The sequence below is a fragment of the Micromonospora sp. NPDC005254 genome (assembly GCF_042872525.1).
Taxonomy (GTDB): domain Bacteria; phylum Actinomycetota; class Actinomycetes; order Mycobacteriales; family Micromonosporaceae; genus Micromonospora.
In genome coordinates, this window is record NZ_JBIAKM010000005.1 from 185,091 (window position 1) to 208,891 (window position 23,801).

The following is a 23,801-nucleotide window of genomic DNA, read 5'->3' on the forward strand; positions in this document are numbered from 1 at the left end:
TGAGCCAGCTCACCCGCCCGCCCGTTGAGTTCCCGCTGTGCAGCAGACCACCGGAGGATATCGCCGCGCACTCGCCCCGGGCCGCTTCCACCTCGCGCGGCGGTCGCCACCCACCACCGGCTGAGGGAGGTGCGCCCCATGGCGCAGAAAAATCAGGAAAAGGGGGCCACCGGCGGCACGCCGGTGGTGACCGACCCCGCGCGGGTACGCAACGTGGTGCTCGTCGGGCATTCCGGAGCGGGCAAGACGACGCTCGTCGAGGCGCTGCTCGCCGCGACCGGCACCATCGGCCGGGCCGGCAGCGTCGTCGACGGCACCACGGTCGGCGACCACGACCCGGCCGCCGTACGCCAGCAGCGCTCGGTGAGCCTGTCCTGCGCGCCCCTGCTGCACAACGGCATCAAGGTCAACCTGCTGGACACACCCGGGTACGCCGACTTCGTCGGCGAGCTGCGGGCCGGCCTGCGGGCCGCCGACGCCGCGCTGTTCGTCGTCTCGGCGGCCGGTGGGATGGACGCCGCCACGGTGGCGCTGTGGGAGGAGTGCGCCGCGGTCGACATGCCGCGCGCCGTCGCGGTGGCCCGACTGGACCAGCCCCGCGCCGACTTCGACGAGGCGGTGGCGCTCTGCCAGCGGGTCTTCGGCGACAACGTGATGCCCCTGTACCTGCCGATGCTCGGCGACGACGGGGTCTCCACCGAGGGCCTTCTCGGGCTGATCACCCGACGGGTCTTCGACTACTCCGCCGGGCTGCCCGCCGACGTGCGCGACCCGGACCCGGAGCACCAGCGGGCCATCGACGAGTCCCGCGACGAGTTGATCGAGGGGATCATCGCCGAGAGTGAGGACGAAACCCTCATGGACCGCTACCTCGACGGCGAGGAGATCAGCACCGAGGTGCTCATCGAGGACCTGGAGAAGGCCGTCGCGAGGGGCCACTTCTACCCGGTGGTGCCGGTCTGCGCCGAGACCGGCGTCGGTCTGGACACCCTGCTGGAGGTGCTGACCGCCGCGTTCCCGTCACCGCTGGAGCATGAGCTGCCGGCGGTCACCGGCGTGGACGGCTCGCCCCGCCCGCCGCTGACCTGCGACCCGGACGGCCCGCTCGTCGCCGAGGTCGTCAAGACCACCGTCGACCGCCACGTCGGTCGGGTCTCGCTGGTCCGGGTCTTCTCCGGCACGCTGCGCCCCGAACAGACCGTGCACATCTGCGGGCACGGCATGGCCGAGCGCGGGCACCCCGACCACGACGCCGACGAGCGGGTCGGGCACATCTACACCCCGCTGGGCGCGACCCTGCGCGAGGTGCCGCACTGCGTGGCCGGCGACATCTGCGCGATCACCAAGTCGGGCAGCGCGGAGACCGGCGACACCGTCTCGGCCAAGGACGACCCGCTGCTGATCGCGCCGTGGGAGATGCCGGAGCCGCTGCTGCCGGTGGCGATCGTCGCCCGCAGCCGCGCCGACGAGGACGCGCTGGCCCGCAACCTCGCCCGGCTGGTCGCCGGCGACCCCACCCTGCGGCTGGAACGCAACCCGGAGACCCACCAGCTGGTGCTCTGGTGCATGGGCGAGGCGCACGCCGACGTCGTGCTGGACCGGCTGCGCGCCGGAGGCGTCGAGCTGGACACCGAACCGGTCAAGGTGTCGCTGCGCGAGACGCTGACCGTGCCGGCACGGGGGCACGGCCGGCACGTCAAGCAGTCCGGCGGCCACGGCCAGTACGCGGTCTGCGACATCGAGGTGGAGCCGCTGCCCCGCGGCGCCGGCTTCGAGTTCGTCGACCGGATCGTCGGCGGCGCGGTGCCGCACAACTACATCCCGTCCGTCGAGAAGGGCGTCCGCGCCCAGCTGGAACGCGGGCTGGTCGCCGGCCACCCGGTGGTGGACCTGCGGGTCACCCTCGTCGACGGCAAGGCGCACAGCGTCGACTCCTCCGACGCGGCCTTCCAGACCGCCGGCGCGCTCGCGCTGCGCGACGCCGCCGAGCGCGGCCAGCCGACGCTGCTGGAACCGATCGAGGAGGTGACCGTCCGGGTGCCGGACGGCTCGGTGGGCGCGGTGATGGGCGACCTGTCCAGCCGGCGCGGCCGGGTGCTCGGCACCGAACCCGACGAGGACGCCGAGGGCCGTACCCTCGTGCGCGCCGAGGTGCCGGCCACCGAACTGCTCCGCTACGCCGTCGAGCTGCGCTCGATGACCGCCGGCACGGGCACCTTCCGCCGCCACTTCGTACGCCACGACCCGATGCCCACCCACCTGGCCGACCAGGCCCGCAAGGAACACACCCCGTAACCCTGCGTGCCCCCTGCGTATTCGCTGGCCCTGTCTGCCCGCTGGCCCTGGTGCCCGCGCGCCTGTCCCGGACGACTCCCCGTCGCGCGCGAGCCGTCGCGCGTGGGCGGGACGGCGGCGCGGCCTACGTGTTCGCGTCCTGTCGAGCTGCCCCACATTCGGGGCGCCGCTGCCGGAGCGGACCACATCCGCACCGACGCTGCCCCAGATCTGGGGCAGCTCGACAGGACGCGACACCAGCACAGCACGCGGCGCCGCCATGGCACACGGCACCGCGCGGCACGCCACAGCACGGGACGGGACGGGACCGGCGTCGGAGAGGGCGTGCCCGCACTGCGCGCGGTGTGCGGGTCAGGGGTGGGTCGTGGGGTGGGTGGGGCGGGGCCAGTGTGGGCGATCGGCGTCGCGGAGCGCGGCGGTGCGCAGGGCGGCGAGTTGGCGTTCCACCTCGACGAACTGGTCCGGCGCCAGCGGCCCCCGGCGCAGCGCGGCGGCGTTCTCCTCGACCTGGGCGACCGTACGGCAGCCGGGGATCGGGATGGTGCGCCCGCTGCGTGCCCAGATCCAGCCCAACGCGCCCTGGGCGAGGGTGCGCCCGTCGGCGGTCAGCGCGGCGCGGACCGCCCCGACCCGGCGCAGCCACTCCGGCGCGGGCCGGCCGCCGCGGAACCACTCCAGCCAGCCTGGCGCCAACCCGCGCACGTCGTCGCGGGGCAACGTCGACGTGGCCGTATACTTGCCGGTGAGCAGGCCCATTCCCAGCGGCCCCTGGTTGACGCTGGCCAGGTCGTACTTGTCGCACACGGCGAGCACCTCGGGGGCGTCGCGCAGCACTGACAGGGCGTGCTGCACGGCGGTGGCGCCGGAGGCTGCCTGTCCGAGGGCGGCGGCCCGGTCCGGGCGGTCGGTGCTCCACCCGTACGCGCGGATCAGGCCCTCGGCGACCAGGTCCTCGCAGACGCCGATCAGCGCCTCCGCGCGGGGCACCGGCAGGTCGGCCAGGTGCAGCTGGTAGAGGTCGATCCGGTCGGTGCCCAACCGGCGCAGCGAGGCGGTCACGGCCCGCCGCAGGTACGCCGGTGACGCGTCCTCCCCGGTCGCCTGCCGGGTCGCCTCGTCGAACGTGTAGCCCCACTTGGTGGCGATCACGGCCTCGTCCCGGCGGCCGGCGAGGGCCCGCCCCAGCACCCGCTCGCCGTGCCCCGCGCCGTACGTGTCGGCGGTGTCGAAGAGTGTGATGCCCTCCTCGAGCGCGCGGCGTACCGCCCGCACGGACTCGTCGTCGTCGACCGCGCCCCAGCCCAGCGGCTGGCTGCCCTCCGCCCAGGGACCGGCGATCGCCCAGCACCCCATGCCGAGGGCGCTGACCTCGATGCCGCTGCGCCCCAACATCCGTGTCGTCACTGCCATCGGCCGATCGTGCCACCTTCACCGGGCGGGGCGTAGCAACTCCGCACGCGGAAACGCGGTACGCGCGCGCCGGGGCCGTACGGCATGATCGACGCCATGCGACGGCTGGGCGTGGACATCGGCGGTGTGCTCATCGAGCCGGCCGACGACGACGCCGACACCTCCTTCTTCGGCGCGCACTACCTGCGGACGCCCATGGTCGACGGGGCGTTCGACGCGCTCGGAGCGCTCGGGCCGGCGTTCGACGAGGTGCACCTCGTCTCCAAGTGCGGCGAGTCCACCGAGCGGCGGACCCGGGAGTGGCTGGCCCACCACGATCTCACGGCTCGCACCGGGATCCCCGTCGAGCGGGTGCACTTCTGCCGGACCCGGCCGGCCAAGGCGCCGATCGCCCGGCGGCTCGACCTGACCCACTTCGTCGACGACAGGCTGGAGGTGCTCGGCTACCTCGACTCGGTGCCGCACCGCTACCTGTTCCGGCCCCGCCGGGCGGAGGTCGCCGCGCACGCCGCGCTGCTGCCCCGCGTACACCCGGTAAGGAGCTGGGCGGAGCTTGCCGACCTGCTGCGCGCCGACTAGCCGGACCGGCGCGGTCCTCGCGGCGGCGAGGTCAGGCCCGGCGGGTCAGGACGGCCAGGCGCGGGCGAGCAGGTCGCGGGTGTCGCCGAGCAGCTGGGGCAGCACCTTGGTGCGGCCGATCACCGGCATGAAGTTCGCGTCGCCGCCCCAGCGCGGCACCACGTGCTGGTGCAGGTGGGCGGCGATGCCGGCGCCGGCCACCCCGCCCTGGTTCATGCCCAGGTTGAAGCCGTGCGCGTTGCTGACCTTGCGGATCACCCGCATCGCGGTCTGGGTGTACGAGGCGAGCTCGACCGTCTCCGGCTCGTCGAGGTCGGTGTAGTCGGCGACGTGCCGGTACGGGCAGACCAGCAGGTGCCCCGGGTTGTACGGATAGAGGTTGAGCACCACGAAGACGCGCTCGCCGCGGGCGACCACCAGGCTCTCCTCGGTGGGCAGCCCGGGGGCCAGACAGAACGGGCAGCCGGTCGGCTTCTCGTAGCCCTCGGCCGGGCGGTCCTCGCCGGAGATGTAGGTCATCCGGTGCGGCGTCCAGAGCCGATCCAGGCCGTCCGCCATGCCGTCGCTGTCCGTGTGCCGCTCCGCCCCTGTCACGAGCCGATCCTACGGAGCCGCGTGGGCCAGCCGCGACACCCGTCACCGGGAAACTCCTTGCTGCAAGTTGTTGACGGATTGCCGCCGAAACCTGAAACTTCCATGCATTCAGGCACTTGAATAGATGAATGGAGAGCTTCATGATCCGACGACTCGGCAGGGTCATCGCGGCGCTCGCGCTGGCCGTCGCCACCACGGTGACCGGGGTCACCCTCACCGCCAGCGCCGCGCACGCGGACGGCTGCTACACCTGGGGGCGCACCCTGTCGCAGGGGATGTCCGGCGAGGACGTCCGGCAACTCCAGATCCGCGTCGCCGGCTACCCCGGCTACGGCGCCGTGCTCACCATCGACGGCGCCTACGGCCCCGGCACCCGGTCCGCGGTGATCCGCTTCCAGCAGGCGTACGGGTTGGGCGCGGACGGCGTCGCCGGCCCGCAGACCTTCAACCGGCTGTACGCCCTCCAGGACGACGACTGCACACCGGTCAACTTCAGCTACGCCGAGCTGAACAACTGCAACAGCACCTGGTCCGGCGGAGCGGTCGCGGCGAGCACCGCCCGCGCCAACGCGCTCGTCTCGATGTGGAAGCTCCAGGCCCTGCGGCACGCCCTCGGTGACGTGCCCATCGCGATCAGCAGCAGCTTCCGTAGCTACGCCTGCAACAGCGCGGTCGGCGGGGCCTCGAACAGCCGCCACCTGTACGGCGACGCGGTGGACCTGGTCGGCTCACCGTCGCTGTGCCGGCTGGCCCAGCAGGCCCGCAACCACGGCTTCGGACAGATCCTCGGCCCCGGCTACCCGGACCACAACGACCACACCCACGTCGCGGCGGTCGGCGGCTGGTCGGCACCCACCTGCGGCATCTGACCAGGCTGACGCCCGCTTCGGGCGGGATCGCGCCCGAACATGGAAGTAGTGGCCTCCCACGGCGGGGAGACCACTACTTCCTGGATCGAGCACGATCGCGACACGCGACACGCGACGCCGACGCCGGCTACTCCGGTGCGGCCGACGGGCCGACGTTCGTGCGGGAGGTCACCACGTCGAGGACGTGGGTGACCGCCTGGGCGATCGGCACACCGTTGCGCTGGGAGCCGTCGCGGTAGCGGAAGGACACCGTGCCGGCCGCCACGTCGTCGTCACCGGCGATCACCATGAACGGGATCTTCTGCTGCTGCGCCGTACGGATCTTCTTCTGCATCCGGTCGTCACCCGCGTCCACCTGGGCCCGGATGCCCTCGGCCCGCAGCGCCGCGACGAAGCCGTGCAGGTAGTCGGTGTGGTCCTCGCGGATCGGAATGCCCACCACCTGCACCGGGGCCAGCCAGGCCGGGAACGCGCCCGCGTAGTGCTCGGTGAGCACCCCGAAGAACCGTTCGATCGACCCGAACAGCGCCCGGTGGATCATCACGGGCCGCTGGCGGCTGCCGTCGGCGGCCTGGTACTCCAACCCGAACCGCTCCGGCTGGTTGAAGTCGACCTGGATGGTGGACATCTGCCAGGTCCGGCCGATCGCGTCGCGCGCCTGCACGGAGATCTTCGGCCCGTAGAACGCCGCGCCGCCCGGGTCGGGCACCAACTCCAGACCCGAGGTCTCGGCGGCGGTCCGCAGCGCCTCGGTCGCCTCCGCCCAGTCCTCGTCGGCACCGATGAACTTGGGCGAGTCGTCCCGGGTCGACAGCTCCAGGTAGAAGTCGTCCAGGCCGTAGTCGCGCAGCAGGTCCAGCACGAAGCTGAGCAGCGTGGACAGCTCGCCGGCCATCTGCTCGCGGGTGCAGTAAATGTGCGAGTCGTCCTGGGTCAGGCCACGGACCCGGGTCAGGCCGTGCACGACGCCGGACTTCTCGTACCGGTAGACCGTGCCGAACTCGAACATCCGCAGCGGCAGCTCACGGTACGACCGCCCCCGCGACCTGAAGATCAGGTTGTGCATCGGGCAGTTCATGGCCTTGAGGTAGTAGTCCGCGCCCTCCAGCTGCATGGGCGGGAACATCGTGTCCGCGTAGTACGGCAGGTGCCCGGAGGTGTGGAACAGCTGCGCCTTGGAGATGTGCGGGGTGTTGACGAATTCGTACCCCGCCTCCTCGTGCCGCCGCCGCGAGTAGTGCTCCATCTCGCGGCGGATGATGCCGCCCTTGGGGTGGAAGACCGCCAGGCCCGAGCCGATCTCGTCGGGGAAGCTGAACAGGTCGAGGTCCGCGCCGAGCTTGCGGTGGTCGCGCCGGGCGGCCTCCTCCAACAGCTTCAGGTACGCCTTGAGCTCGTCGCGGGTCGGCCACGCGGTGCCGTACACCCGCTGCAGTTGGGGGTTCTTCTCCGACCCGCGCCAGTACGCGGCGGCCGAGCGCATCAGCTTGAACGCGCCGATCAGTCGGGTGGTCGGCAGGTGCGGGCCCCGGCACAGGTCCGACCAGCAGACCTTGTCCTCCTTGGCGTCGAGGTTGTCGTAGATGGTCAGCTCGCCGCCGCCGACCTCCATCACCTCGTCGGTGTCCAGGCCCTCGCCCTTGACCTCGATCAACTCCAGCTTGAACGGCTCGTCGGCCAGCTCGGCGCGCGCCTCGTCGAGGCTGCCGAAACGGCGGCGACGGAACCGCTGCCCGGACTTGACGATCTCCTGCATACGCTTCTCGATCTTGCTGAGGTCATCGGGCTGGAACGGCTTGGCGACGTCGAAGTCGTAGTAGAAGCCGTTCTCGATGGGCGGGCCGATGCCCAGCTTGGCCTCGGGGAAGATGTCCTGCACGGCCTGGGCGAGCACGTGCGCGGTGGAGTGGCGCAGCACGGTGAGCCCGTCGGGCGAGTCCAGGCTGACCGGCTCGACGACGGTCTCCTCGGTCGGCGCCCAGTCCAGGTCGCGCAGCTGACCCTGCGGGTCGCGGACCACGACGATCGCCTTGGGGCCGTTCGCGGGCAGTCCGGCCGCGGCCACCGCGTCGGCCGCCGTCGTCCCGGCGGCGACGACGACAGGGTCGGCCACGGCGGGGGTACGGGGTGCGGACACGGTGACTCCTCCAAGCAGTACGAAACGATGCCGATCCTCGGCTCCTGCCGATGCTATCGGTCCACCCCCTCGTGGCCGGGAAGGGCACCTTCCTCGCGTCCGGCGTTGAACCTTTCGCGCCTGCCAGCCGAACTAGAAGGTGTGGCCGGAAACCGGAGCCGGTCACGTCGAGACGGATGGGGGCACGAGATGGCGAGCGCACACAGCGGAGGCCGCCCGCGGCGAATCGCGGCGGTGACCGCGCTGACCGCCGCGGGGCTGCTGCTCTGGCCCGGTACGGCGGCGCACGCCGCGGACGTGACGACCACCCCGACCGAGGCACGGCAGGGCGACGCCGTACGGCTGGAGTTCAGCGTGCCCGAGGAGCGGGCCGGCACGAAGACCACCCGGATCGAGGTCCGGTTGCCGGCCGACGCCCCGGTGGCCGAGGTCTACCCGATGTCGGTCGACGGCTGGGCACCCAAGATCAGCTCCCGTACGCTGGACAAGCCGGTGGCCGGCATCCACTCCTCCGGAGTGAGCACCGTGACCACGGCGGTGACCTGGGTCCGCGTCGGCGCGGGCGCGTCCGGCCCGGCCCGGCTGGCCCTGTCCATGGGCCCGCTGCCGCAGGCGGAGCGGCTCACCTTCGAGGTCGTCCAGACGTACGCCGACGGCACGGTCGTCCGGTGGGCGGACGCCAGCGGCGCACACCGGGCCCCGGTGCTGACGCTGTTGCCGGCGGCGGCGGGTGCGGCCGGGCCGGTCGGGCACGGCGGGCACGGCGCCCCGGCGGCGGACGCGGGGAACGGTCCCGCCGCAGGGGCGCAGGGCGCCGACGGCGCTTCCGGCGGCGGTGACACGGCGGCGGGCGGCTCCGCAGAGGAATCCGGCAACGCCGACGCGATGCTCGCCGCCGGCTTGCTGGCCGGCCTGGGCGGCGGCGCGGCGATCGGCTGGCTGGTCAGCCGTATGCGGCGACGTGACCCGGCCGAGCGGGGAGCGCTGGCAGCGGTGACCGGCGCGGCGGAGACCGACACGGTGACGCCGGCGTCGCAGCCGGACGGCACGGACGCGCCCACGGATTCGGCGGCCGCCGCGGAGCTGGCCTCGGCGGCCACTCCTGCCCGCACCGGCTGAGGCAGCACCGGCCGCAGCGGCGGACGGGCGTCAGCTCATGGCCGGGCGGCGGCCGCAGCCCTTCGCGCGTCCTTTGCTCTGCTTCAACCCGCGCACCACCCAGGCCCCAAAACTGTTGCGCGGGTTGAAGCAGAGCAAAGGTGACGTGGCACCCTTGGCGGCTGTTAACGCAGCCGGTGAGGCAGGGCTGCCGAGCGTTCGGGACACCGGACAGTCAGGGACACCACGAGGCCAGGACCTGGCAAGGGGCACCCACGGTGCCGGGCAGGCGAGCGGTCAGGGTAGCCAGGTGGGCAGCGGCTCGCGGGCGGCCAGCCACGCCTCGGGCACACCGCCCGGCGTGCCGACGCCGGTGTACGCGGCCACCACCGCGCCGGTGATGGCCGCCGTGGTGTCCACGTCACCGCCGGCGCGCACGCAGACCCGGATGGCCTCCGGGTAGTCGTCGAGGTGGGTGGCGGCCACCCAGAGCGTGAACGCGACGGTGTCCTGGGCCGTCACGCGGGCGCCGTTGCCGAGCGCCGCCACCACGCGGGACAGGGGCCGGCCGAGCAGCCCGACGGCGCGGTGCACGCCGCGGTGCACCTCGGTGCCCGGGTCGACCGCGGCGGCGATCCCGGCCAGGAGCCGGGCCGGGGCCGGTCGGTGTCCGTCGAGGCGGGCCCGGGCGGCGAGCGCGGCGGCGACCGCCACCGCGACCGCGCCGGCGATTCCCTCGGGATGCGCGTGGGTCACCTCGGCCGAGGCGCGGGCCTGCGCGGCGGCGCGGGCGGTGGAGTCGGCGAAGTACGCGCCCAGCGGGCCCACCCGCATCGCCGCGCCGTTGCCGCAGGAGCCCTGGCCGTCGAAGGCGGACGCGGCGGCCACCGGCCACGGGGTGCCGGTGCGGATCAGCCGCAGGATCAGCATCGCGCCGGGGCCGTACCCGCGCCGGGCGTCGCAGCGTTCCGCGAACGCCAGTGCCAGCCGGTCCGGGTCGATGCGGCCCGTCGCGGCCAGTTCCGCGACCACCGAGCAGGCCATCTCGGTGTCGTCGGTCCACTCCCAGGGCGCGGGCGGCAGCGTGGCGTCGGCGAGGTCCTGCGGCGGCCCCGGCAGGAAGAAGCGCGCGCCGAGCGCGTCGCCGGTGGAGAGGCCGGCGAGGCTGTCCCGGGCGAGCGCCAGGCGGGCGTCGGCGAACAGGGTGAAGGACATCGTTGTACCAGCTTGCCCGGTTCCCAGGCACGTCGCAACGCGATCAACTTGCCAGGCCAAGTACGGTCTTGTCGTGGCCTCCGTGCTCCTGGTCGAAGACGATCACGTCGTACGCGGCGCGATGCTGCGGTCCCTCGCTGACCGGGGGCATGCCGTGCACGCCGTGGGCACCGCCCTGGACGCGTTGCGCCGGGTCGCCGCGGAGACACCCGACCTGGTGGTGTTGGACCTCGGCCTGCCCGATCTCGACGGTTCCGACGCCCTGCGGATGCTGCGCGGCATCACCGACGTCCCGATCATCATCGCCACCGCCCGCGACGACGAGCAGTCGGTGGTCAAGCTGCTGCGCGCCGGGGCCGACGACTACATGGTCAAGCCGTTCACGGGCGCGCACCTGGACGCCCGCATCACCACGGTGCTGCGGCGTGCCGGGCGGGCCAGCCGGACGGTGCAGCCCGCGGTGCACACCGTCGGCGGGTTGCGGGTCGACGTCGGTGAGCGCAGCGCCCAGCTCGACGGGGAGCCGCTGGCGCTGACCCGTAAGGAATTCGACCTGCTGGCGTATCTCGCCGCACGACCCGGGCGGGTAGTGTCCCGCCGGGAACTCTTGGAGGAGGTATGGCGGCAGCCATCGGTCGGCGAGGATCAGACCATCGACGTACACCTGTACTGGCTCCGCAGAAAGATGGGCGAGTCCGCGGCGAAGCCGCGCTACCTGCGCACCGTGCGGGGGGTCGGGTTCCGGCTGGTGGCACCGGACTGAGGACGGCGCTGGCCCTGCTCACGGCCGGCATGTGCAGTCTCGTCGCGCTCGCGTTCCTGATCCCGCTCGGGTTGAGCCTGCGCGAGCAGAGCCGGGAGGAGGCGATCGCCGACGCGGCCCGGCGCAGCGCGCTGGTGACCGGGGCGCTGGCGGTGAGCACGGACCCGGCGGTGGTGGAACGCGCCGTCGTGGCCAGTGGTGACGGCGCGTCGACCCGGCCGGTGGTGCACGGGCTGGGGTTGGACGAGTCTGCCGGCCGCGCGAGCGGCAGCGACCTGGACCGGGCCCGCGCCGAGCGGCGCTCGCTGGTCACCGACGTCGACGGCGGGGTGGTCCGGCTCGACCCGGTGGTCCTCGGCGATCGGACGGCCGTGGTCGAGGTGTTCGTGGCGGACTCGACGTTGGGCGAGGGCGCCGGCAGCACCTGGCTGCTGCTGTTCGGGGTGGGCGCAGCGATGGCCGGCGCGGCGGTGCTGGTGGTCGACCGGGTGGCCGCCCGCGCGGTGGACGCCACCCGAGGTCTGGTCAAGGCCGCCCTGTCGATCGGCGACGGCGACCTGGGCGTACGCGTGGAGCCGACCGGGCCCCGTGAGCTGGCGGAGGCCGGGTACGCCTTCAACCGGATGGCCGACCGGCTGGACGCGGCGCGCACCGATGAGCGGGAGCTGGTGGCCGACCTGTCCCACCGGCTGCGGACGCCGTTGACGGTGCTGCGGCTGGACGCGGAGGCGCTGGAGTCCGACGACACCAGTGTGGGCTCGTTCAGCCCGGCGGAACTGGACCGGCTGCGGGGCATCCGGCGGATCCGGCAGGCGATCGTCACCCTCGAAGGTGAGATCGACGTGCTGATCAAGACCACGCGCAAGGCGGTGGCCCACGAGGCCGGCCCGGCGATGTGCGACGTCAGCGAGGTCGTCCGGGACCGGATGGTGTTCTGGGCGGCGCTCGCCGGTGACCAGAACCGGCCACACCGGGTCAACGGCGCTCAGCTGCGCATCCCCGCGCCCGTGCCACGCGCCGAGCTGGCCGCCGCGCTGGACGCGGTGATCGGCAACGTCTTCCGCTACACCCCGCAGGGAACGGCGTTCGAGGTGGCCGTGTCCCGCCGCGACGGGTACGTGGCGATCCGGATCGACGACGCCGGCCCGGGGATCGCCAACCCGGACCGGGCGCTGCGGCGGGGCACCAGCGACCAGGGCTCGACCGGGCTCGGCCTGGACATCGCCAAGCGGGTGGCGTTGCAGGCCAACGGCTCGGTCAGCATCGACCGGGCCCGGTTGGGCGGCGCCAGCGTGGTGATGCTGCTCGCCGACCCGGAGGCGACGCCCCGGCAGGTCAACCGGTTCGGCCTCGTGGGCCGGATGGCGCGCGACGCCCGGGACCAGAAGACGAGCGGCCGTCGCTGGCCCCGCCAGCGCCCCACCGACGACTGAACACCCCCGCGCAGGCGACTAAAACACCTCCGACCGATCGGCCGCCGGGGGCGCTCCGATCGGCTGAGCGGACCGGGGCTGTGCGGCGGCGCAAGTCTTCCTTAGATCGCGGTTAACGACGGCGGTCGGAGGCCCGCGGGCTGACAGGATCAGAGCACGAACCCACCAGTTCCACCGGCCAGCGCACCGCGCACCCACACCGCCGGTGGAGCCGCGCGCGCGGCGGGAGTCTCAGGTCCCCCCACACCCACGCTCCCGCCGCGCGCCCCGCTCACCCGAGCGGCCCAGCCCGACCGGCGTCAGCCGGCGCTGGCGACGTACGCCTCGATCTCGGCGGTGATCCGCTGCTTGCCGGCCGGGTCGAGGAAGGACGCGGTCACCGCGTTGCGGGCCAGGGCGGCCAGCTCCCCGGGGCCCGCCCCGAGCAGCCGGGCGGCCACCGCGTACTCGTCGTTGAGGGTGGTGCCGAACATCGGTGGGTCGTCGGAGTTGATGGTGACGAGCAGCCCGGCCTCGACCAGCCGGGGCAGCGGGTGCTCGTCGAGACTGGCCACGGCCCGGGTCCGTACGTTGGACGTCGGGCAGATCTCCATCCCGATCTGCCGCTCGGCCAGGTACGCGAGCAGCTCCGGGTCCTTGGCGGCGGAGATGCCGTGCCCGATCCGCTCGGCGCCCAGCTCGTTCAGCGCGTCCCAGATGGTCTGCGGGCCGGTGGTCTCGCCCGCGTGCGGCACCGAGCGCAGCCCGGCCGCACGGGCCTGGTCGAAGAAGGGCCGGAACTGCGGCCGGGGTACGCCGATCTCGGGGCCGCCGAGACCGAAGCTGATCAGCCCGTCCGGGCGCTCGTCGAGCGCGATGCGCAGCGTCTCCTCGGCCGCCGGCAGGCCGGCCTCGCCGGGGATGTCGAAACACCAGCGCAGCTCAAGGCCGAAGTCGGCGGCGGCGCGCTTGCGGGCGTCCTCGATCGCCTCGCAGAACGCCGGCGCGGGGATCCCCCGGCGCACGTGCGAGTACGGGGTGATGGTCAGCTCCGCGTAGCGGACCTGCTGGCGGGCCAGCTCCCGGGCCACCTCGTGGGTGAGGAGCCAGACGTCCTCCGGGTCGCGGATGAGGTCGACGACGCTCAGGTAGACCTCGACGAAGTGGGCGAAGTCGCGGAACTCAAAGTAGGTGGCCAGGGCCGCCGGGTCGGCCGGGACGGGCGAGCGACCCTCGTGCCGGGCGGCCAGCTCGGCGACGATGTGGGGGGAGGCGGAGCCGACGTGGTGCACGTGCAGCTCCACCTTGGGCAGGCCGGCGATGAAGGTGGACAGGTCGGTCACGGGTTCTCCTGGGCATGAGCGCCGGTGCGGGCGACGACGAAGACGCGGCGGAACGGGAAGGACACCTGGCCGTGCCGCACCGGGTACGCGGCGGCGAGCCGTACGCCCAGCTCGGCCCGGAAGGCCGACCAGCCGGCGGCGTCCAGGGCGGCCCGGACGGGGCGCAGCGCGGTGCCCTCCATCCAGGCCAGCACCGGGTGGTCGGCGGCGGGTTCGGCCGGCAGCAGGTGCACGTAGGTAGTCTCCCAGGCGTCCACCGCGCAGCCGGCGGCGGTCAGCAGCTCCGCGTAGTCGGCCGGGTCGTCGACCGGGTCGGCGCGCAGCAGCGGGGTCAGCTCGGCACGCCAGGCCGGTCGGCCGGCGACCTCGCGCAGCGCCCGGTGCGACGGGGCGTCGAAGTTACCGGGGACCTGCATGGCGAGCCAGGCGCCGGCGGGCAGGTCGGCGGCCCAGCGGCGCAGCAGCTCCTGGTGGCCGGGCACCCACTGCAGGGCCGCGTTGGTGACCACCACGTCCTCGTCGCCGGCCGGGCGCCAGTCGCGCAGGTCGGCGACGGCGAACTCGACCGGGGTCGGCAGGGCGCGCGCCCGGTCGATCATCTCCGGCGCGGAGTCGAGGCCGCGGACCCGGGCGTCCGGCCAGCGCTCGGCGAGGGTCGCGGTGAGCTGGCCGGGCCCGCAGCCGAGGTCGACCACCGTCCGGGGCCGCACGGCGGGGACCCGGGCGAGCAGGTCGTGAAACGGCCGGGAGCGCTCGTCGCCGTAGCGCAGGTACGTCGTCGGATCCCACATCTCCGCCTCCAAACCGTACGTCCGTCTTGTTGACGGTACGGCTCGCCTGGCAGGCCGGCAACCCGATCACTAGGCTCGGGGGCATGGAACAGCGCAACTTCAACCGGCTCGGCCGGACTGTCGGAGTGGTTGGCCTGGGCGCCTGGCAGCTCGGCGCCGACTGGGGCACGGTCACCGAGGCCGACGCCATGGCCGTGCTCAGCGCCGCCGTGGACGCCGGAGTCACCTTCCTGGACACCGCCGACGTGTACGGCGACGGCCGCAGCGAGCAGTTGATCGGCCGCTTCCTGCGCTCCCGGCCCGACGCAGGCCTGACCGTCGCCACGAAGATGGGCCGGCGCGTCGAGCAGCGGCCGGAGGCGTACACCCTGGCCCACTTCCGGCAGTGGACCGACCGGTCCCGGGCCAACCTCGGAGTGGACACCCTGGACCTGGTCCAGCTGCACTGCCCGCCGACCGCCGTCTTCGCCGACGACGCGGTCTTCGACGCCCTGGACACCCTCGTCGCCGAGAAGGCCATCGCGGGGTACGGGGTCAGCGTGGAGACCTGCGACCAGGCGCTCACCGCCATCGCCCGGCCCGGCGTGGCCAGCGTCCAGATCATCCTCAACGCCGTCCGGCACAAGCCGCTGGAGCGCGTCCTGCCGGCAGCCGCGCAGGCCGGAGTCGGCATCATCGCCCGGGTGCCGCTGGCCAGCGGCCTGCTCTCCGGCCGCTACGACGAGCACACCGAGTTCCCCGCCGACGACCACCGCAACTACAACCGCCACGGCGAGGCGTTCGACGTGGGCGAGACGTTCTCCGGCGTCGACTACGCGCAGGGGCTCGCGGCCGTCCGTCGGCTGGCGCCGCTGGTCGACTCCGACCGTACGATGGCGCAGTTCGCGCTGCGGTGGGTGCTGGACCAGGCCGGTGTCACAGTCGTCATTCCCGGCGCCCGCGACGCCGAGCAGGCCCGGCGCAACGCCGCCGCGGCCGACCTGCCGCCGCTCACGGCCGCGCAACTGGCTGGCGTACGCGAGGTCTACGACGAGCTGATCCGCCCGCAGGTGCACGACCGGTGGTGAGCCGCCCACCCCGGGTGCTCGCGTCGCGCCACCGCAACGGCGATGCTGGGACCCGGGGGCGGCGCGCCGCCCGATCCGGGAAGGAGGGCCCGCGATGAGGGGTTGGCTGACGCTCACCCTCGGCCTGCTGGCCGTGGTGGTCGGTGCGGTGTGGACGGTGCAGGGCCTCGGCTACGTCAGCGGCAGCGCGATGACCGACGAGCGGATCTGGGCGGTGATCGGCCCGATCGTGGCCCTGGCCGGGTTGGTCGTCATCTGGCTGGGCCTGCGCTCGCGCCGTCGACGCTGACTGATGAACGTGGGAAGCCCCGCATCCCGGAAGGGATACGGGGCTTTACTGCAACGACCCCTGGCCGGGTCGTCCACTGACCGGCGGGGGCCGGCCACCCTCGTCAGAGGGGACGGACCTGCTCGGCCTGCGGGCCCTTCTGACCCTGGGCGATCTCGAACTCCACTCGCTGGTTCTCCTCCAGCGTGCGGTAGCCGCTGGACTGGATGGCCGAGAAGTGGACGAACACGTCAGCACCCCCGCCGTCGACGGTGATGAAGCCGAAGCCCTTGTCAGCGTTGAACCACTTCACGGTTCCCTGCGCCATGTGTATCTCCTTCTAAAACTGGCGGCCGTGCACGCCGTGCGGCCGATTGGCCGTTTTCGAGCAGCGGCGTCTGAGGCGGCCCCCACGAAGGGAACGTCTCTCAACCCACGCCATCTCGCAACAGCGTGGAACAGCAAATCACGTACGCAAAAAGTCTGCACGACCTGTCCGACGAATTTCTCCGACATGTGACCTGACGGATGCCCGAGGTCGCTGGGCGGCGTGCGGAGCCGTGCGAAAGGCCCCCTTCCCGTCGATATGGAAGGGGGCCTCACGTCGATGTCGGTCAGTCCGGCCAGTGGCCGGTCATCCGGCGCACGCCGACCGCTCCACCCCGGTCCACAGCGGCGCGGACCACCGCGAAAATGGCCCCCTGCAACGCCGCGGCGGCCAGGATCTCGCCCCAGCCGCGGTCCTCGTCGGTGGCGTTGGGCGCCTCGCCGTCGCCCGCCGTGACCTTCCAGACCTGCCGGAAGATCGCGCCGGCCACCGTACCCGCGGCGATACCCAACAACACGCCGACCGGCCGGTACGCGACCCTGCCGATGCTCTTGCTCACCTACGCCTCCCCCGCACGATCATCAGCACCACCACGGTGGCCACCGCGCCGGCGGCGATCGCCGCCCACGGCACCGGGTTGCGTCGAACCAGCTCGCTCTTCTCGCGGACCAGGCCGCCCTTGTCGTACGCCTGGGCGCGTGCCATCTCGGCGCCGCGGGCGGCCTGCCCGCGGACCCGGGCCATGGTCTGCGCCGCCTGCTCGCGCATCCGCTCCCGCGCCTGCTCGGCGGACTCCTTCAGGCGGGCCTTGACGTCCGCCTTGGCGGCCAGCGCCTCCATCGTTTCGCCCAGCTCGACCCGGGTGCGGCGGATCTCCTCGCGGAGGGCCTCGGTGTCGCCCCTCCCGTTGCCTGTCATGCCCGGCCCCTGTCCTTCACGGCGGCGGCGACGGTGTCCACATCAGCCCGGAGGCTGCGGACCGCTGCCGCCGGCATCGGCGGGACCGCACGGCTGACCTGCTTCTTTCCCACCAGCGCGAGAATGCCGGCAACCAGGAAGAGAGCCACCGCGACGATCAGCGCGGCGGCCCAGGCGGGCAGCACCAGGTCGAGCAGCAGGATCGCCGTGACGACCAGCGCGCCCAGGCCGTAGAACGCCAGCGCGCCGCCGCCGCCGAACAGGCCGATCCCGATACCGGCGTGCTTGCCCTTCTGGGTCAACTCCGCCCGGGCCAGCGCCAGTTCATCTCGCACCAGACGGGAGACCTGTTCGGTGGCCCGCTGCACCAGCTCGGCGGTGGAGGGCTCGCTCCCATTGCGGGATGTGCGGGCATTTGCCACGTCAGCCATGCTGTCCTCCTTTCCTCATCACCGCGCTGTATGCCCGGAGTTGCCGCTCGTCAATCCTAGAGCGCCCCGAGTCGGTGACCGTTCCTGTTGCCCGGTTGCCGCGCCGATCGCCGACAGAGATGTCCGGCAGCAGGTCCCCCGCCAAAGCCAACCCAAACCTCCCCGCCCACCCCCCTTTGACGGTGATCAAGAGGTTTGCGTCAGGAGTCGCGCTTTCCGTGACGCAAACCTCTTGATCACCGGAATCAGCGGGTGGGGGTGGCGGGACTGGGGGTGGGGGTGGGGGTTTCGTCGGGGCCGACGAAGGCTTCGCTGCGGGCGTCGCCGTCGTCACTGCCGCCGAAGACGCGCGCGTCGTCGGGGGCCTCGGTGGCGCCCGGACGGCTGGTCGGCCGCCGGGGCTGGACCCACTGCCACGGCAGGTTGCTGCTGGCGTCGCCCAGCTCGGTGCGCATCCGGGGCATCGCGGTGGGCCGGTTGTCCCGGATCCAGGCCACCAGGTGCTCGCGGACGAGGCAGCGCAGGTCCCACAGGCTGCCCGCGTCGGCGGCGCTGACCAGCGCGCGCACCCGTACCGTCCCGCCGGTGGCGTCGGTGACCTGCAGGACGCAGACCCGGCCGTCCCACAGCTCGGTGCCCTCGACCAGCCGGCGCAGCTCCTCCCGCATGGTCTGCACCGGCACGGCCCAGTCGACGTCGAACTCGGCGGTGCCGAGCACGGCCGCCTCGGTCCGGGTCCAGTTCTGAAAGGGCGTGCTGGTGAAGTACGAGGTGGGCAGGATCAGCCGCCGGTCGTCCCAGATCTGGACCACCACGTAGCTGAGGGTCAGCTCCTCGATCCGACCCCACTCCCCCTCGACGACCACCACGTCGTCGAGGCGGACCGCGTCGCTGAAGGCGAGCTGCAGCCCGGCGAAGACGTTGCCGAGCAGACTCTGGGCGGCCAACGCGGCCACCACACCGACCACACCGGCGGAGGTCAGCACGCCGGCGCCGATACCGCGCACGCTCGGGAACGTCATCAGCATCACGCCGACGGTCAGGATGACGATCACCGCGACGGTCAGCCGCCGCAGCATCACCACCTGGGTACGCACCCGTCGGGCGTGCCGGTTGTTCGGCACGTCGACGCGGAACCGGGCGAGCGCGGTGTCCTCCACGACGATCAGCAGCGCCGCCACCAGCCAGGCAGCGCTGGCGATCACGCAGAGCACCAGCAGGTGCAGCAGCAGCCGCCGCCAGCTCTCACCGACGGCGTACCCGGTGCTCAAGCGGATGGCGAACTGCACCGCGAGCACCGTGACGGCGACCTGGAACGGGCGGTGCGCGTGGTCGGTCAACTCGGTCATCAACAGCGAGCGGCGACCGAACCGTCGGGTGAGCCGGTGGATGACCCCGACCAGGAAAAGGGCGACCGCCGCCGCGGCGAGCGCGGCGACGGCCGTTTCGAGATAGCTCTGCACGAGTGGGGCGCTTCCCTTCGACCGGGGGCGGTAGTTCGGGCAAAAGCCCAATAGTGCCCGACGTCCCCGGTATCGACCAGCTCAGACCTTGCGGTACCGGGACTGGAGGAAGCAGTAGACGCCGAAGCAGGCGATGCCCAGGGCGACCAGGGTCAGCAGGAAGGTGCCGTACGACTGCTCGCCAAGGGTGTGCAGCGCGGCGTCCAGACCGCGGGCCTTCTCCGGGTCGTAGTTCACCGCCGCCACGATGACCAGCAGGCCGGCGATGCCGTACGCGACGCCCTTCGCGACGTACCCGGCGATGCCCAGCCGGCGGGCCAGCTTGCGGGTCTTCGGGCTCATCTCGCCGGTCTTCAGGTGCTTCTCGAACTTCTTGAGGATCCCGTAGATCACCAGACCGACGCCGATGGCGGCGAGCACCAGCCCGGCGAGGCCGACCAGCCAGCGGCCCCCGGTGGAGGTCATCAGCTTGCCGGTCAGCGCCTCCTGCTGGTCGGCGCTGTTCGAGCCGGCGTCGGAAAAGACCTTGAACGCGGTCCAGGCGAAGTAGAGGTAGACGATGGTCCGGCCGGCCGAGGCGAGCCGTTCGGTGACCCGCTCCCTGCCCCGCTCGGCGCGGTGCCCGACCGCCGCCTCCAACCCCTGCCAGATCGCCATGGCGAGCAGGCCGACCGCGGTGGCGATGACCAGGAACTTGCCCAGCGGTTGCGCGGCGAGCGTCCGCAGCGCGCCGGACTGGTCGCCGTCGTCGGACGACGAGCCGAACGCGATCTGCAGGGCCAGCCAGGCGAAGAGCAGGTGGACGATGCCGTAGCCGATGAAGCCGGCCCGGGCGAGGAGTTCCAGCCACCGGCTGTCCGCCGTTCGGGAGGCGGTGGCTTCGGCGCTACGGGTGAGTGACATGCGGCCACAATCTCCGATTTCGAAGATCCCCAAACGTCGGCCACCGCCGCCCGCCAGGTCAGTTGCCCGGGTTGCGGGAAACGCGGATCTTGACCTGCTGGTCGGTGACGCTGTCGAGGGTGACCGCGAAGCCGCCGGCCTCGGTGGCCTGCTGGCCGGTGGTGAGGGTGAGCTGCTCGCCGGCGACCTCGACGGTCACCTGGTCGCCCTCGGCCCCGACCAGCTTGGCCTCGACGCCCAGGATCGTGGCGCTCGCGTCGACACCCCGCTCGAAGGTGACCGTGCAGGCGTCCAGCCCGCAGTCGGTGGAGGCGCCCTGGGAGCTGCAACCGGCGAGCACGGCGAGGCCGAGCGCCAGGCCGGCGAAGAGGCCGGCGGCGCGGCGGACGGGGGGCAGGGGGATGGTGGCGGGTCGGTTCGTCACCTCGCCAAGGGTACGAGACGTCCGCGACGCCCAGGCGAGGGCGAGCGCGCAACGCATCCCGGCTAGGGTCCGGGCATGGCCTTCGACATCGCCCGTATCCGGGCCGCCTATCCCGCCCTGACCGAGGGCTTCGTCCACTTCGACGGCGCCGGGGGCACCCAGACCGCGGCCGGTGTGATCGACGCGGTCACCGACGTCATGCGCGCGGCCGTCGGCAACCGCAGCGCCGCGTTCGAGCCGGGCCGCCGCTCGCTGGAGCTGGTGGCGGCGGCCCGCTCGGCGGTCGCCGACCTGCTCGGCGCCGAGCCGGACGGGGTGGTGCTGGGCCCGAGCGCCACCGCGCTGACGTACACCCTGGCCCGTACGCTCGGCGCTGGTTGGCGGCCGGGCGACGAGGTGGTGGTGTCCCGGCTCGACCACGACGCCAACGTGCGCCCGTGGGTGCAGGCCGCCGAGGCCGCCGGCGCGACGGTGCGCTGGGCCGAGTTCGACAGGCACACCGGCGAGCTGCCCACCGGCCAGTACGCCGACCTGGTCGGCGAGCGGACCCGGCTGGTCGCGGTGACCGCCGGCAGCAACGCCATCGGCACCGTGCCGGACGTGCCGGCGATCGCCAAGATCGCGCACTCCGTCGGGGCGCTGGTCTGCGTCGACGGGGTGCACTCGGTGCCGCACGGGCCGACCGACCTGGCGTCGCTCGGCGCGGACGTGCTGGTCACCAGCGCCTACAAGTGGTCCGGGCCGCACCTGGCCGCGATGGTCGCCGACCCGGCCCGGTGGGCGGCGCTACGCCCGGCGAAGCTGGTGCCGTCCGCGGACGCGGCGCCGGACCGTTTCGAGTACGGCACCCCGAGCTTCGCGCTGCTGGCCGGCGTGACCGCCGCGGTGAACCACCTCGCCGGGCTGGACCCGGACGCGGTCGGTGACCGCCGGGCGCGGCTGCGGGCCGGACTGGCCGCCGCGCAGGCGCACGAGGAGGCGCTGCTGGACCGGCTGCTCGCCGGACTCGCCGCGCGGCCCGCGATCACCGTCTACGGCTCGCCGGCGCGGCGCTGCCCGACGGTCTCGTTCCGGGTCGCCGGGATGTCGCCGGCGGCGACCCAGCAGGCGCTGGGCGACGCCGGGTTCTGCCTGTCGTCCGGCGACTACTACGCCTACGAGTACTTCCAGACGATGGGGTTGCGCGACAGCGGCGGCGCGGTGCGGGCCAGCATCTACCACTACAACACGGCGGACGAGGTGGACCGGTTGCTGGCCGAACTCGACGCGGTGGCCGACCGGACGGGGACAATGGCCCGGTGAGCACCCTCGTCGAGGACAACCCCGCCAAGAACCGCTTCGAGATCCTGGTCGACGACGCGCTGGCCGGCTTCACCGCGTACCTGCCCCGTGGGGAGGTGCTGGTCTTCACCCACACCGAGGTGGACAGCGGCTTCCAGGGCAAGGGCGTCGGCAGCGCGTTGATCCGGGGCGCCCTGGATCAGGTGCGCGCCCGCGGCGGCCGGGTGGTGCCGCAGTGCCCGTTCGTCGCCGCGTTCATCGACAAGCACCCCGAGTACGCCGACCTGGTCGCCGAGCAGCCGTAACCGAACGGGTCGGCGTCAGCGGGCCCGGCCGGTCAGCACCTCGGCGGCGGCCTGCCCGCTGGCCCGGGTGGCGCCGTGGGTGGCCAGGTGGGCCGACCCGGTGACCAGCTCGGGCACGCCCAGCTCGACCACCACCGCGTCGGGCCGGGCGCTGAGCGCACGCCGTACCGCCGCGCGCATCCACTCGTGCCGGTGCAGGTCACGGACCACCAGGACGAGGGGACGGTCGCCGGCCCCGGCGCCCGGGTCGGCGGGCACGTCGGGCTCGGCGTGGCGCACCGTCGTCGTGCCGGGCAGCAGCTCGCCCAGCGGCTCCCCGATGCCCCACGGGGTCTCCGCGCCGATGGCGATGTTGCGCGGCGGCTCGAACTCGACCACGTACGCGGCGCGGGTCAGCGGCAGCGCGCTCGGCGCGTCCGGGCCGGTGGTGACCCGCACGGCACGACGGGCGGCGACCAGCCCGACGTCGGAGGCCCCGTGGACGGTGCCCGAGCGGGCGGCGCGGGCGGCCACCGTCCAGGCGGCGAGCTGCCCGACCCGCTTGGCGGCCTCGGCGAGGCGTTCCTCGGGCAGCTCACCGGAGACGACGGCGGCCACGATGGCGTCGCGCAGCTCCCGGGCCGCCCCCTCGTCGGCCCGCTCACCACCGACGCAGATCGCGTCGGCCCCGGCGGCCAGCGCCCGCACCGCCGCGCCGGCGAAGCCGTACCGGTCGGCGACCGCGCGCATCTCCACCGCGTCGGTCACCACCACGCCGGAGAAACCCATCTCGTCGCGGAGCAGCCCGCCCAGGATGCGCTGGCTCAACGTGGCCGGCAGCCGCTCGTCGAGCGCGGGCACCAGCAGGTGGCCGGTCATCACCGCCTGCACGCCGGCCGCCACGGCGGCGCGGAACGGCACCAGCTCGCAGGAGTCCAGACGGGCCCGGTCGGCGGTGATCCGGGGCAGGTCGTGGTGGGAGTCGACGCGGGTGTCACCGTGCCCGGGGAAGTGCTTGGCACAGGCGGCCACGCCGCCGCGCTGCAACCCGCGGACCCAGGCGGCGGTGTGCCGCGCGACGAGCGCCGGGTCGGCCCCGAACGACCGGACGCCGATCACCGGGTTGGCCGGGTTGGAGTTGACGTCGGCGTCCGGCGCGTAGTCGAGGGTCACCCCGGCCGCCGCCAGCTCGACGCCGAGGTCGAGGGCGACCGCCTCGGTCAGCGCCGGATCGTCGACCGCGCCGAGGGCGAAGTTCCCCGGCCGGGTGCTGCCCCGGGCGGACTCGATCCGGGTGACGTCGCCGGCCTCCTCGTCGATCGCCACGATGACGTCCGGCCGCTCGGCGCGCAGCGTGGCGGTCAGCGCCGCCACCTGGGCGGTGTCGACGACGTTGCGGGCGAAGAGCACCACCGAGCCGAGCCCTTCGCCGAGCCAGCGGCACACCCACTGTGGCGGCGTGGTGCCGACGAACCCGGGTTGCAGGACGGCGGCGGCCAGCGCCGGAAGGTGCCCGGCGGGCGCGGTCACGCCGTGGCCCCGAAACGCTCGGCGTCGGTCGCGGGCGTCGGCGCGTTGCCGCCGACCCGCTGGTTGCGCTCGCTCATGCGGCCCCCGTACCCCATCTCTCGCGCGCCCTCGGCGCACCGCCACCGGCAGGCGGTGCTGCCATGGTCACACCGAGCGATTCAATAGTCAATAAACCTTACAGTTGCCCGGCGGCACCGTTCCCGGGAGAGTGCGGGGATGGACCCCGCCCTGCTGGCCGACGCCACGAGCCCGGCCGACATCCCCGGCGTACGCCTGCTCGGCCTGGTGGTCGGCGCCCTGCTGCTGCTCGCGGCGATCCGGGCGATGTTCGGCCGACGGTGAGCGATCAGGCCCCGGCCTACCGGTGTGGCCGACCGCGACCGGGGTACGGCTTCCCC

At 73.3% G+C, this 23,801-nt stretch carries 25 protein-coding genes; 11 read left to right on the top strand and 14 right to left on the bottom strand.

The window, feature by feature from the left end:
* The first annotated feature begins 138 nt into the window (after positions 1-138).
* On the top strand, positions 139-2,295 hold the full coding sequence (locus ACFYPR_RS17230; protein ID WP_387260818.1) for an elongation factor G-like protein EF-G2: 2,157 nt from the start codon (positions 139-141) through the stop codon (positions 2,293-2,295).
* A 351-nt stretch (positions 2,296-2,646) separates the two neighbouring features.
* Here ACFYPR_RS17230 and ACFYPR_RS17235 read toward each other — a convergent pair whose 3' ends face one another.
* Positions 2,647-3,705 (bottom strand): aldo/keto reductase, encoded by a 1,059-nt coding sequence (locus tag ACFYPR_RS17235; protein WP_355136286.1) that lies wholly within the window; start codon positions 3,703-3,705, stop codon positions 2,647-2,649.
* Positions 3,706-3,801: 96 nt separating this feature from the next.
* Here ACFYPR_RS17235 and ACFYPR_RS17240 point away from each other — a divergent pair, with 96 nt between their 5' ends.
* On the top strand, positions 3,802-4,284 hold the full coding sequence (locus ACFYPR_RS17240) for a hypothetical protein (RefSeq protein WP_355065675.1): 483 nt from the start codon (positions 3,802-3,804) through the stop codon (positions 4,282-4,284).
* 45 nt (positions 4,285-4,329) lie between these two features.
* Here ACFYPR_RS17240 and ACFYPR_RS17245 read toward each other — a convergent pair whose 3' ends face one another.
* A complete protein-coding gene (locus ACFYPR_RS17245; RefSeq protein ID WP_357497809.1) occupies positions 4,330-4,842 on the bottom strand; it encodes an HIT domain-containing protein in 513 nt (170 codons plus the stop codon).
* Positions 4,843-5,018: 176 nt separating this feature from the next.
* Between ACFYPR_RS17245 and ACFYPR_RS17250 the strand changes: the two genes are divergently transcribed.
* Complete coding sequence (locus ACFYPR_RS17250) at positions 5,019-5,747, top strand: D-Ala-D-Ala carboxypeptidase family metallohydrolase (protein ID WP_387260821.1); 729 nt, start codon at positions 5,019-5,021, stop codon at positions 5,745-5,747.
* A gap of 127 nt (positions 5,748-5,874) precedes the next feature.
* Here the strand turns inward: ACFYPR_RS17250 and thrS are convergent, their stop codons facing one another.
* Complete coding sequence (gene thrS / locus ACFYPR_RS17255; RefSeq protein WP_354861970.1) at positions 5,875-7,884, bottom strand: threonine--tRNA ligase; 2,010 nt, start codon at positions 7,882-7,884, stop codon at positions 5,875-5,877.
* A 234-nt stretch (positions 7,885-8,118) separates the two neighbouring features.
* Between thrS and ACFYPR_RS17260 the strand changes: the two genes are divergently transcribed.
* The gene (locus ACFYPR_RS17260) at positions 8,119-9,003 is read left to right on the top strand and encodes a DUF1775 domain-containing protein (protein ID WP_354861972.1); all 885 of its coding nucleotides are present in this window, start codon (positions 8,119-8,121) and stop codon (positions 9,001-9,003) included.
* A 276-nt stretch (positions 9,004-9,279) separates the two neighbouring features.
* On the opposite strand, the gene ACFYPR_RS17265 is transcribed toward ACFYPR_RS17260, so the two are convergent.
* A complete protein-coding gene (locus ACFYPR_RS17265) occupies positions 9,280-10,197 on the bottom strand; it encodes an ADP-ribosylglycohydrolase family protein (protein WP_355065669.1) in 918 nt (305 codons plus the stop codon).
* 73 nt (positions 10,198-10,270) lie between these two features.
* Here ACFYPR_RS17265 and ACFYPR_RS17270 point away from each other — a divergent pair, with 73 nt between their 5' ends.
* Together ACFYPR_RS17270 and ACFYPR_RS17275 are read left to right on the top strand one after the other, a co-directional pair.
* On the top strand, positions 10,271-10,960 hold the full coding sequence (locus ACFYPR_RS17270; RefSeq protein ID WP_007458139.1) for a response regulator transcription factor: 690 nt from the start codon (positions 10,271-10,273) through the stop codon (positions 10,958-10,960).
* A gap of 29 nt (positions 10,961-10,989) precedes the next feature.
* Complete coding sequence (locus ACFYPR_RS17275; protein WP_354861976.1) at positions 10,990-12,393, top strand: HAMP domain-containing sensor histidine kinase; 1,404 nt, start codon at positions 10,990-10,992, stop codon at positions 12,391-12,393.
* Between the two features lie 299 nt (positions 12,394-12,692).
* On the opposite strand, the gene ACFYPR_RS17280 is transcribed toward ACFYPR_RS17275, so the two are convergent.
* Both ACFYPR_RS17280 and ACFYPR_RS17285 read right to left on the bottom strand, forming a co-directional pair.
* The gene (locus ACFYPR_RS17280; RefSeq protein ID WP_387260824.1) at positions 12,693-13,715 is read right to left on the bottom strand and encodes an adenosine deaminase; all 1,023 of its coding nucleotides are present in this window, start codon (positions 13,713-13,715) and stop codon (positions 12,693-12,695) included.
* Positions 13,712-14,506, bottom strand: a complete 795-nt coding sequence (locus tag ACFYPR_RS17285; protein ID WP_355065665.1) for a trans-aconitate 2-methyltransferase — start codon at positions 14,504-14,506, stop codon at positions 13,712-13,714. Before ACFYPR_RS17285 ends, ACFYPR_RS17280 begins: the two co-directional genes overlap by 4 nt.
* 83 nt (positions 14,507-14,589) lie before the next feature.
* Between ACFYPR_RS17285 and ACFYPR_RS17290 the strand changes: the two genes are divergently transcribed.
* Together ACFYPR_RS17290 and ACFYPR_RS17295 are read left to right on the top strand one after the other, a co-directional pair.
* The gene (locus ACFYPR_RS17290; RefSeq protein ID WP_355065663.1) at positions 14,590-15,573 is read left to right on the top strand and encodes an aldo/keto reductase; all 984 of its coding nucleotides are present in this window, start codon (positions 14,590-14,592) and stop codon (positions 15,571-15,573) included.
* A gap of 94 nt (positions 15,574-15,667) precedes the next feature.
* Positions 15,668-15,862, top strand: a complete 195-nt coding sequence (locus ACFYPR_RS17295) for a hypothetical protein (protein WP_354861983.1) — start codon at positions 15,668-15,670, stop codon at positions 15,860-15,862.
* 103 nt (positions 15,863-15,965) lie between these two features.
* Here ACFYPR_RS17295 and ACFYPR_RS17300 read toward each other — a convergent pair whose 3' ends face one another.
* The 7 genes from ACFYPR_RS17300 to ACFYPR_RS17330 all read right to left on the bottom strand — a co-directional run bounded on the left by ACFYPR_RS17300 (position 15,966) and on the right by ACFYPR_RS17330 (position 20,308).
* Positions 15,966-16,169, bottom strand: coding sequence for a cold-shock protein (locus tag ACFYPR_RS17300; RefSeq protein ID WP_013732668.1), 204 nt, complete (start codon positions 16,167-16,169; stop codon positions 15,966-15,968).
* Positions 16,170-16,455: 286 nt separating this feature from the next.
* Positions 16,456-16,728 carry a DUF4235 domain-containing protein gene (locus ACFYPR_RS17305; RefSeq protein ID WP_354861985.1) on the bottom strand — a complete coding sequence of 91 codons (273 nt, stop codon included), beginning with the start codon at positions 16,726-16,728 and terminating at the stop codon, positions 16,456-16,458.
* Positions 16,725-17,087 (bottom strand): DUF3618 domain-containing protein, encoded by a 363-nt coding sequence (locus tag ACFYPR_RS17310; RefSeq protein ID WP_354861987.1) that lies wholly within the window; start codon positions 17,085-17,087, stop codon positions 16,725-16,727. Before ACFYPR_RS17310 ends, ACFYPR_RS17305 begins: the two co-directional genes overlap by 4 nt.
* Entirely contained in the window at positions 17,084-17,518 is a 435-nt protein-coding gene (locus ACFYPR_RS17315; RefSeq protein ID WP_007458124.1) for a phage holin family protein, read from the bottom strand. Before ACFYPR_RS17315 ends, ACFYPR_RS17310 begins: the two co-directional genes overlap by 4 nt.
* A 245-nt stretch (positions 17,519-17,763) precedes the next feature.
* A complete protein-coding gene (locus tag ACFYPR_RS17320; protein ID WP_355065661.1) occupies positions 17,764-18,981 on the bottom strand; it encodes a mechanosensitive ion channel domain-containing protein in 1,218 nt (405 codons plus the stop codon).
* 81 nt (positions 18,982-19,062) lie between these two features.
* Positions 19,063-19,884, bottom strand: coding sequence for a DUF1206 domain-containing protein (locus ACFYPR_RS17325; RefSeq protein ID WP_354860973.1), 822 nt, complete (start codon positions 19,882-19,884; stop codon positions 19,063-19,065).
* A 58-nt stretch (positions 19,885-19,942) separates the two neighbouring features.
* Complete coding sequence (locus ACFYPR_RS17330) at positions 19,943-20,308, bottom strand: hypothetical protein (protein ID WP_354860975.1); 366 nt, start codon at positions 20,306-20,308, stop codon at positions 19,943-19,945.
* 75 nt (positions 20,309-20,383) lie between these two features.
* Between ACFYPR_RS17330 and ACFYPR_RS17335 the strand changes: the two genes are divergently transcribed.
* Together ACFYPR_RS17335 and ACFYPR_RS17340 are read left to right on the top strand one after the other, a co-directional pair.
* Positions 20,384-21,610, top strand: coding sequence for a cysteine desulfurase-like protein (locus ACFYPR_RS17335; RefSeq protein ID WP_387182078.1), 1,227 nt, complete (start codon positions 20,384-20,386; stop codon positions 21,608-21,610).
* A complete protein-coding gene (locus ACFYPR_RS17340) occupies positions 21,607-21,894 on the top strand; it encodes a GNAT family N-acetyltransferase (protein WP_363938878.1) in 288 nt (95 codons plus the stop codon). Before ACFYPR_RS17335 ends, ACFYPR_RS17340 begins: the two co-directional genes overlap by 4 nt.
* 15 nt (positions 21,895-21,909) lie before the next feature.
* On the opposite strand, the gene ACFYPR_RS17345 is transcribed toward ACFYPR_RS17340, so the two are convergent.
* Positions 21,910-23,403, bottom strand: a complete 1,494-nt coding sequence (locus ACFYPR_RS17345; RefSeq protein WP_387260829.1) for a glycoside hydrolase family 3 protein — start codon at positions 23,401-23,403, stop codon at positions 21,910-21,912.
* Between the two features lie 216 nt (positions 23,404-23,619).
* Between ACFYPR_RS17345 and ACFYPR_RS17350 the strand changes: the two genes are divergently transcribed.
* Positions 23,620-23,745, top strand: coding sequence for a hypothetical protein (locus ACFYPR_RS17350; protein ID WP_255421242.1), 126 nt, complete (start codon positions 23,620-23,622; stop codon positions 23,743-23,745).
* Positions 23,746-23,801: the final 56 nt, after the last annotated feature.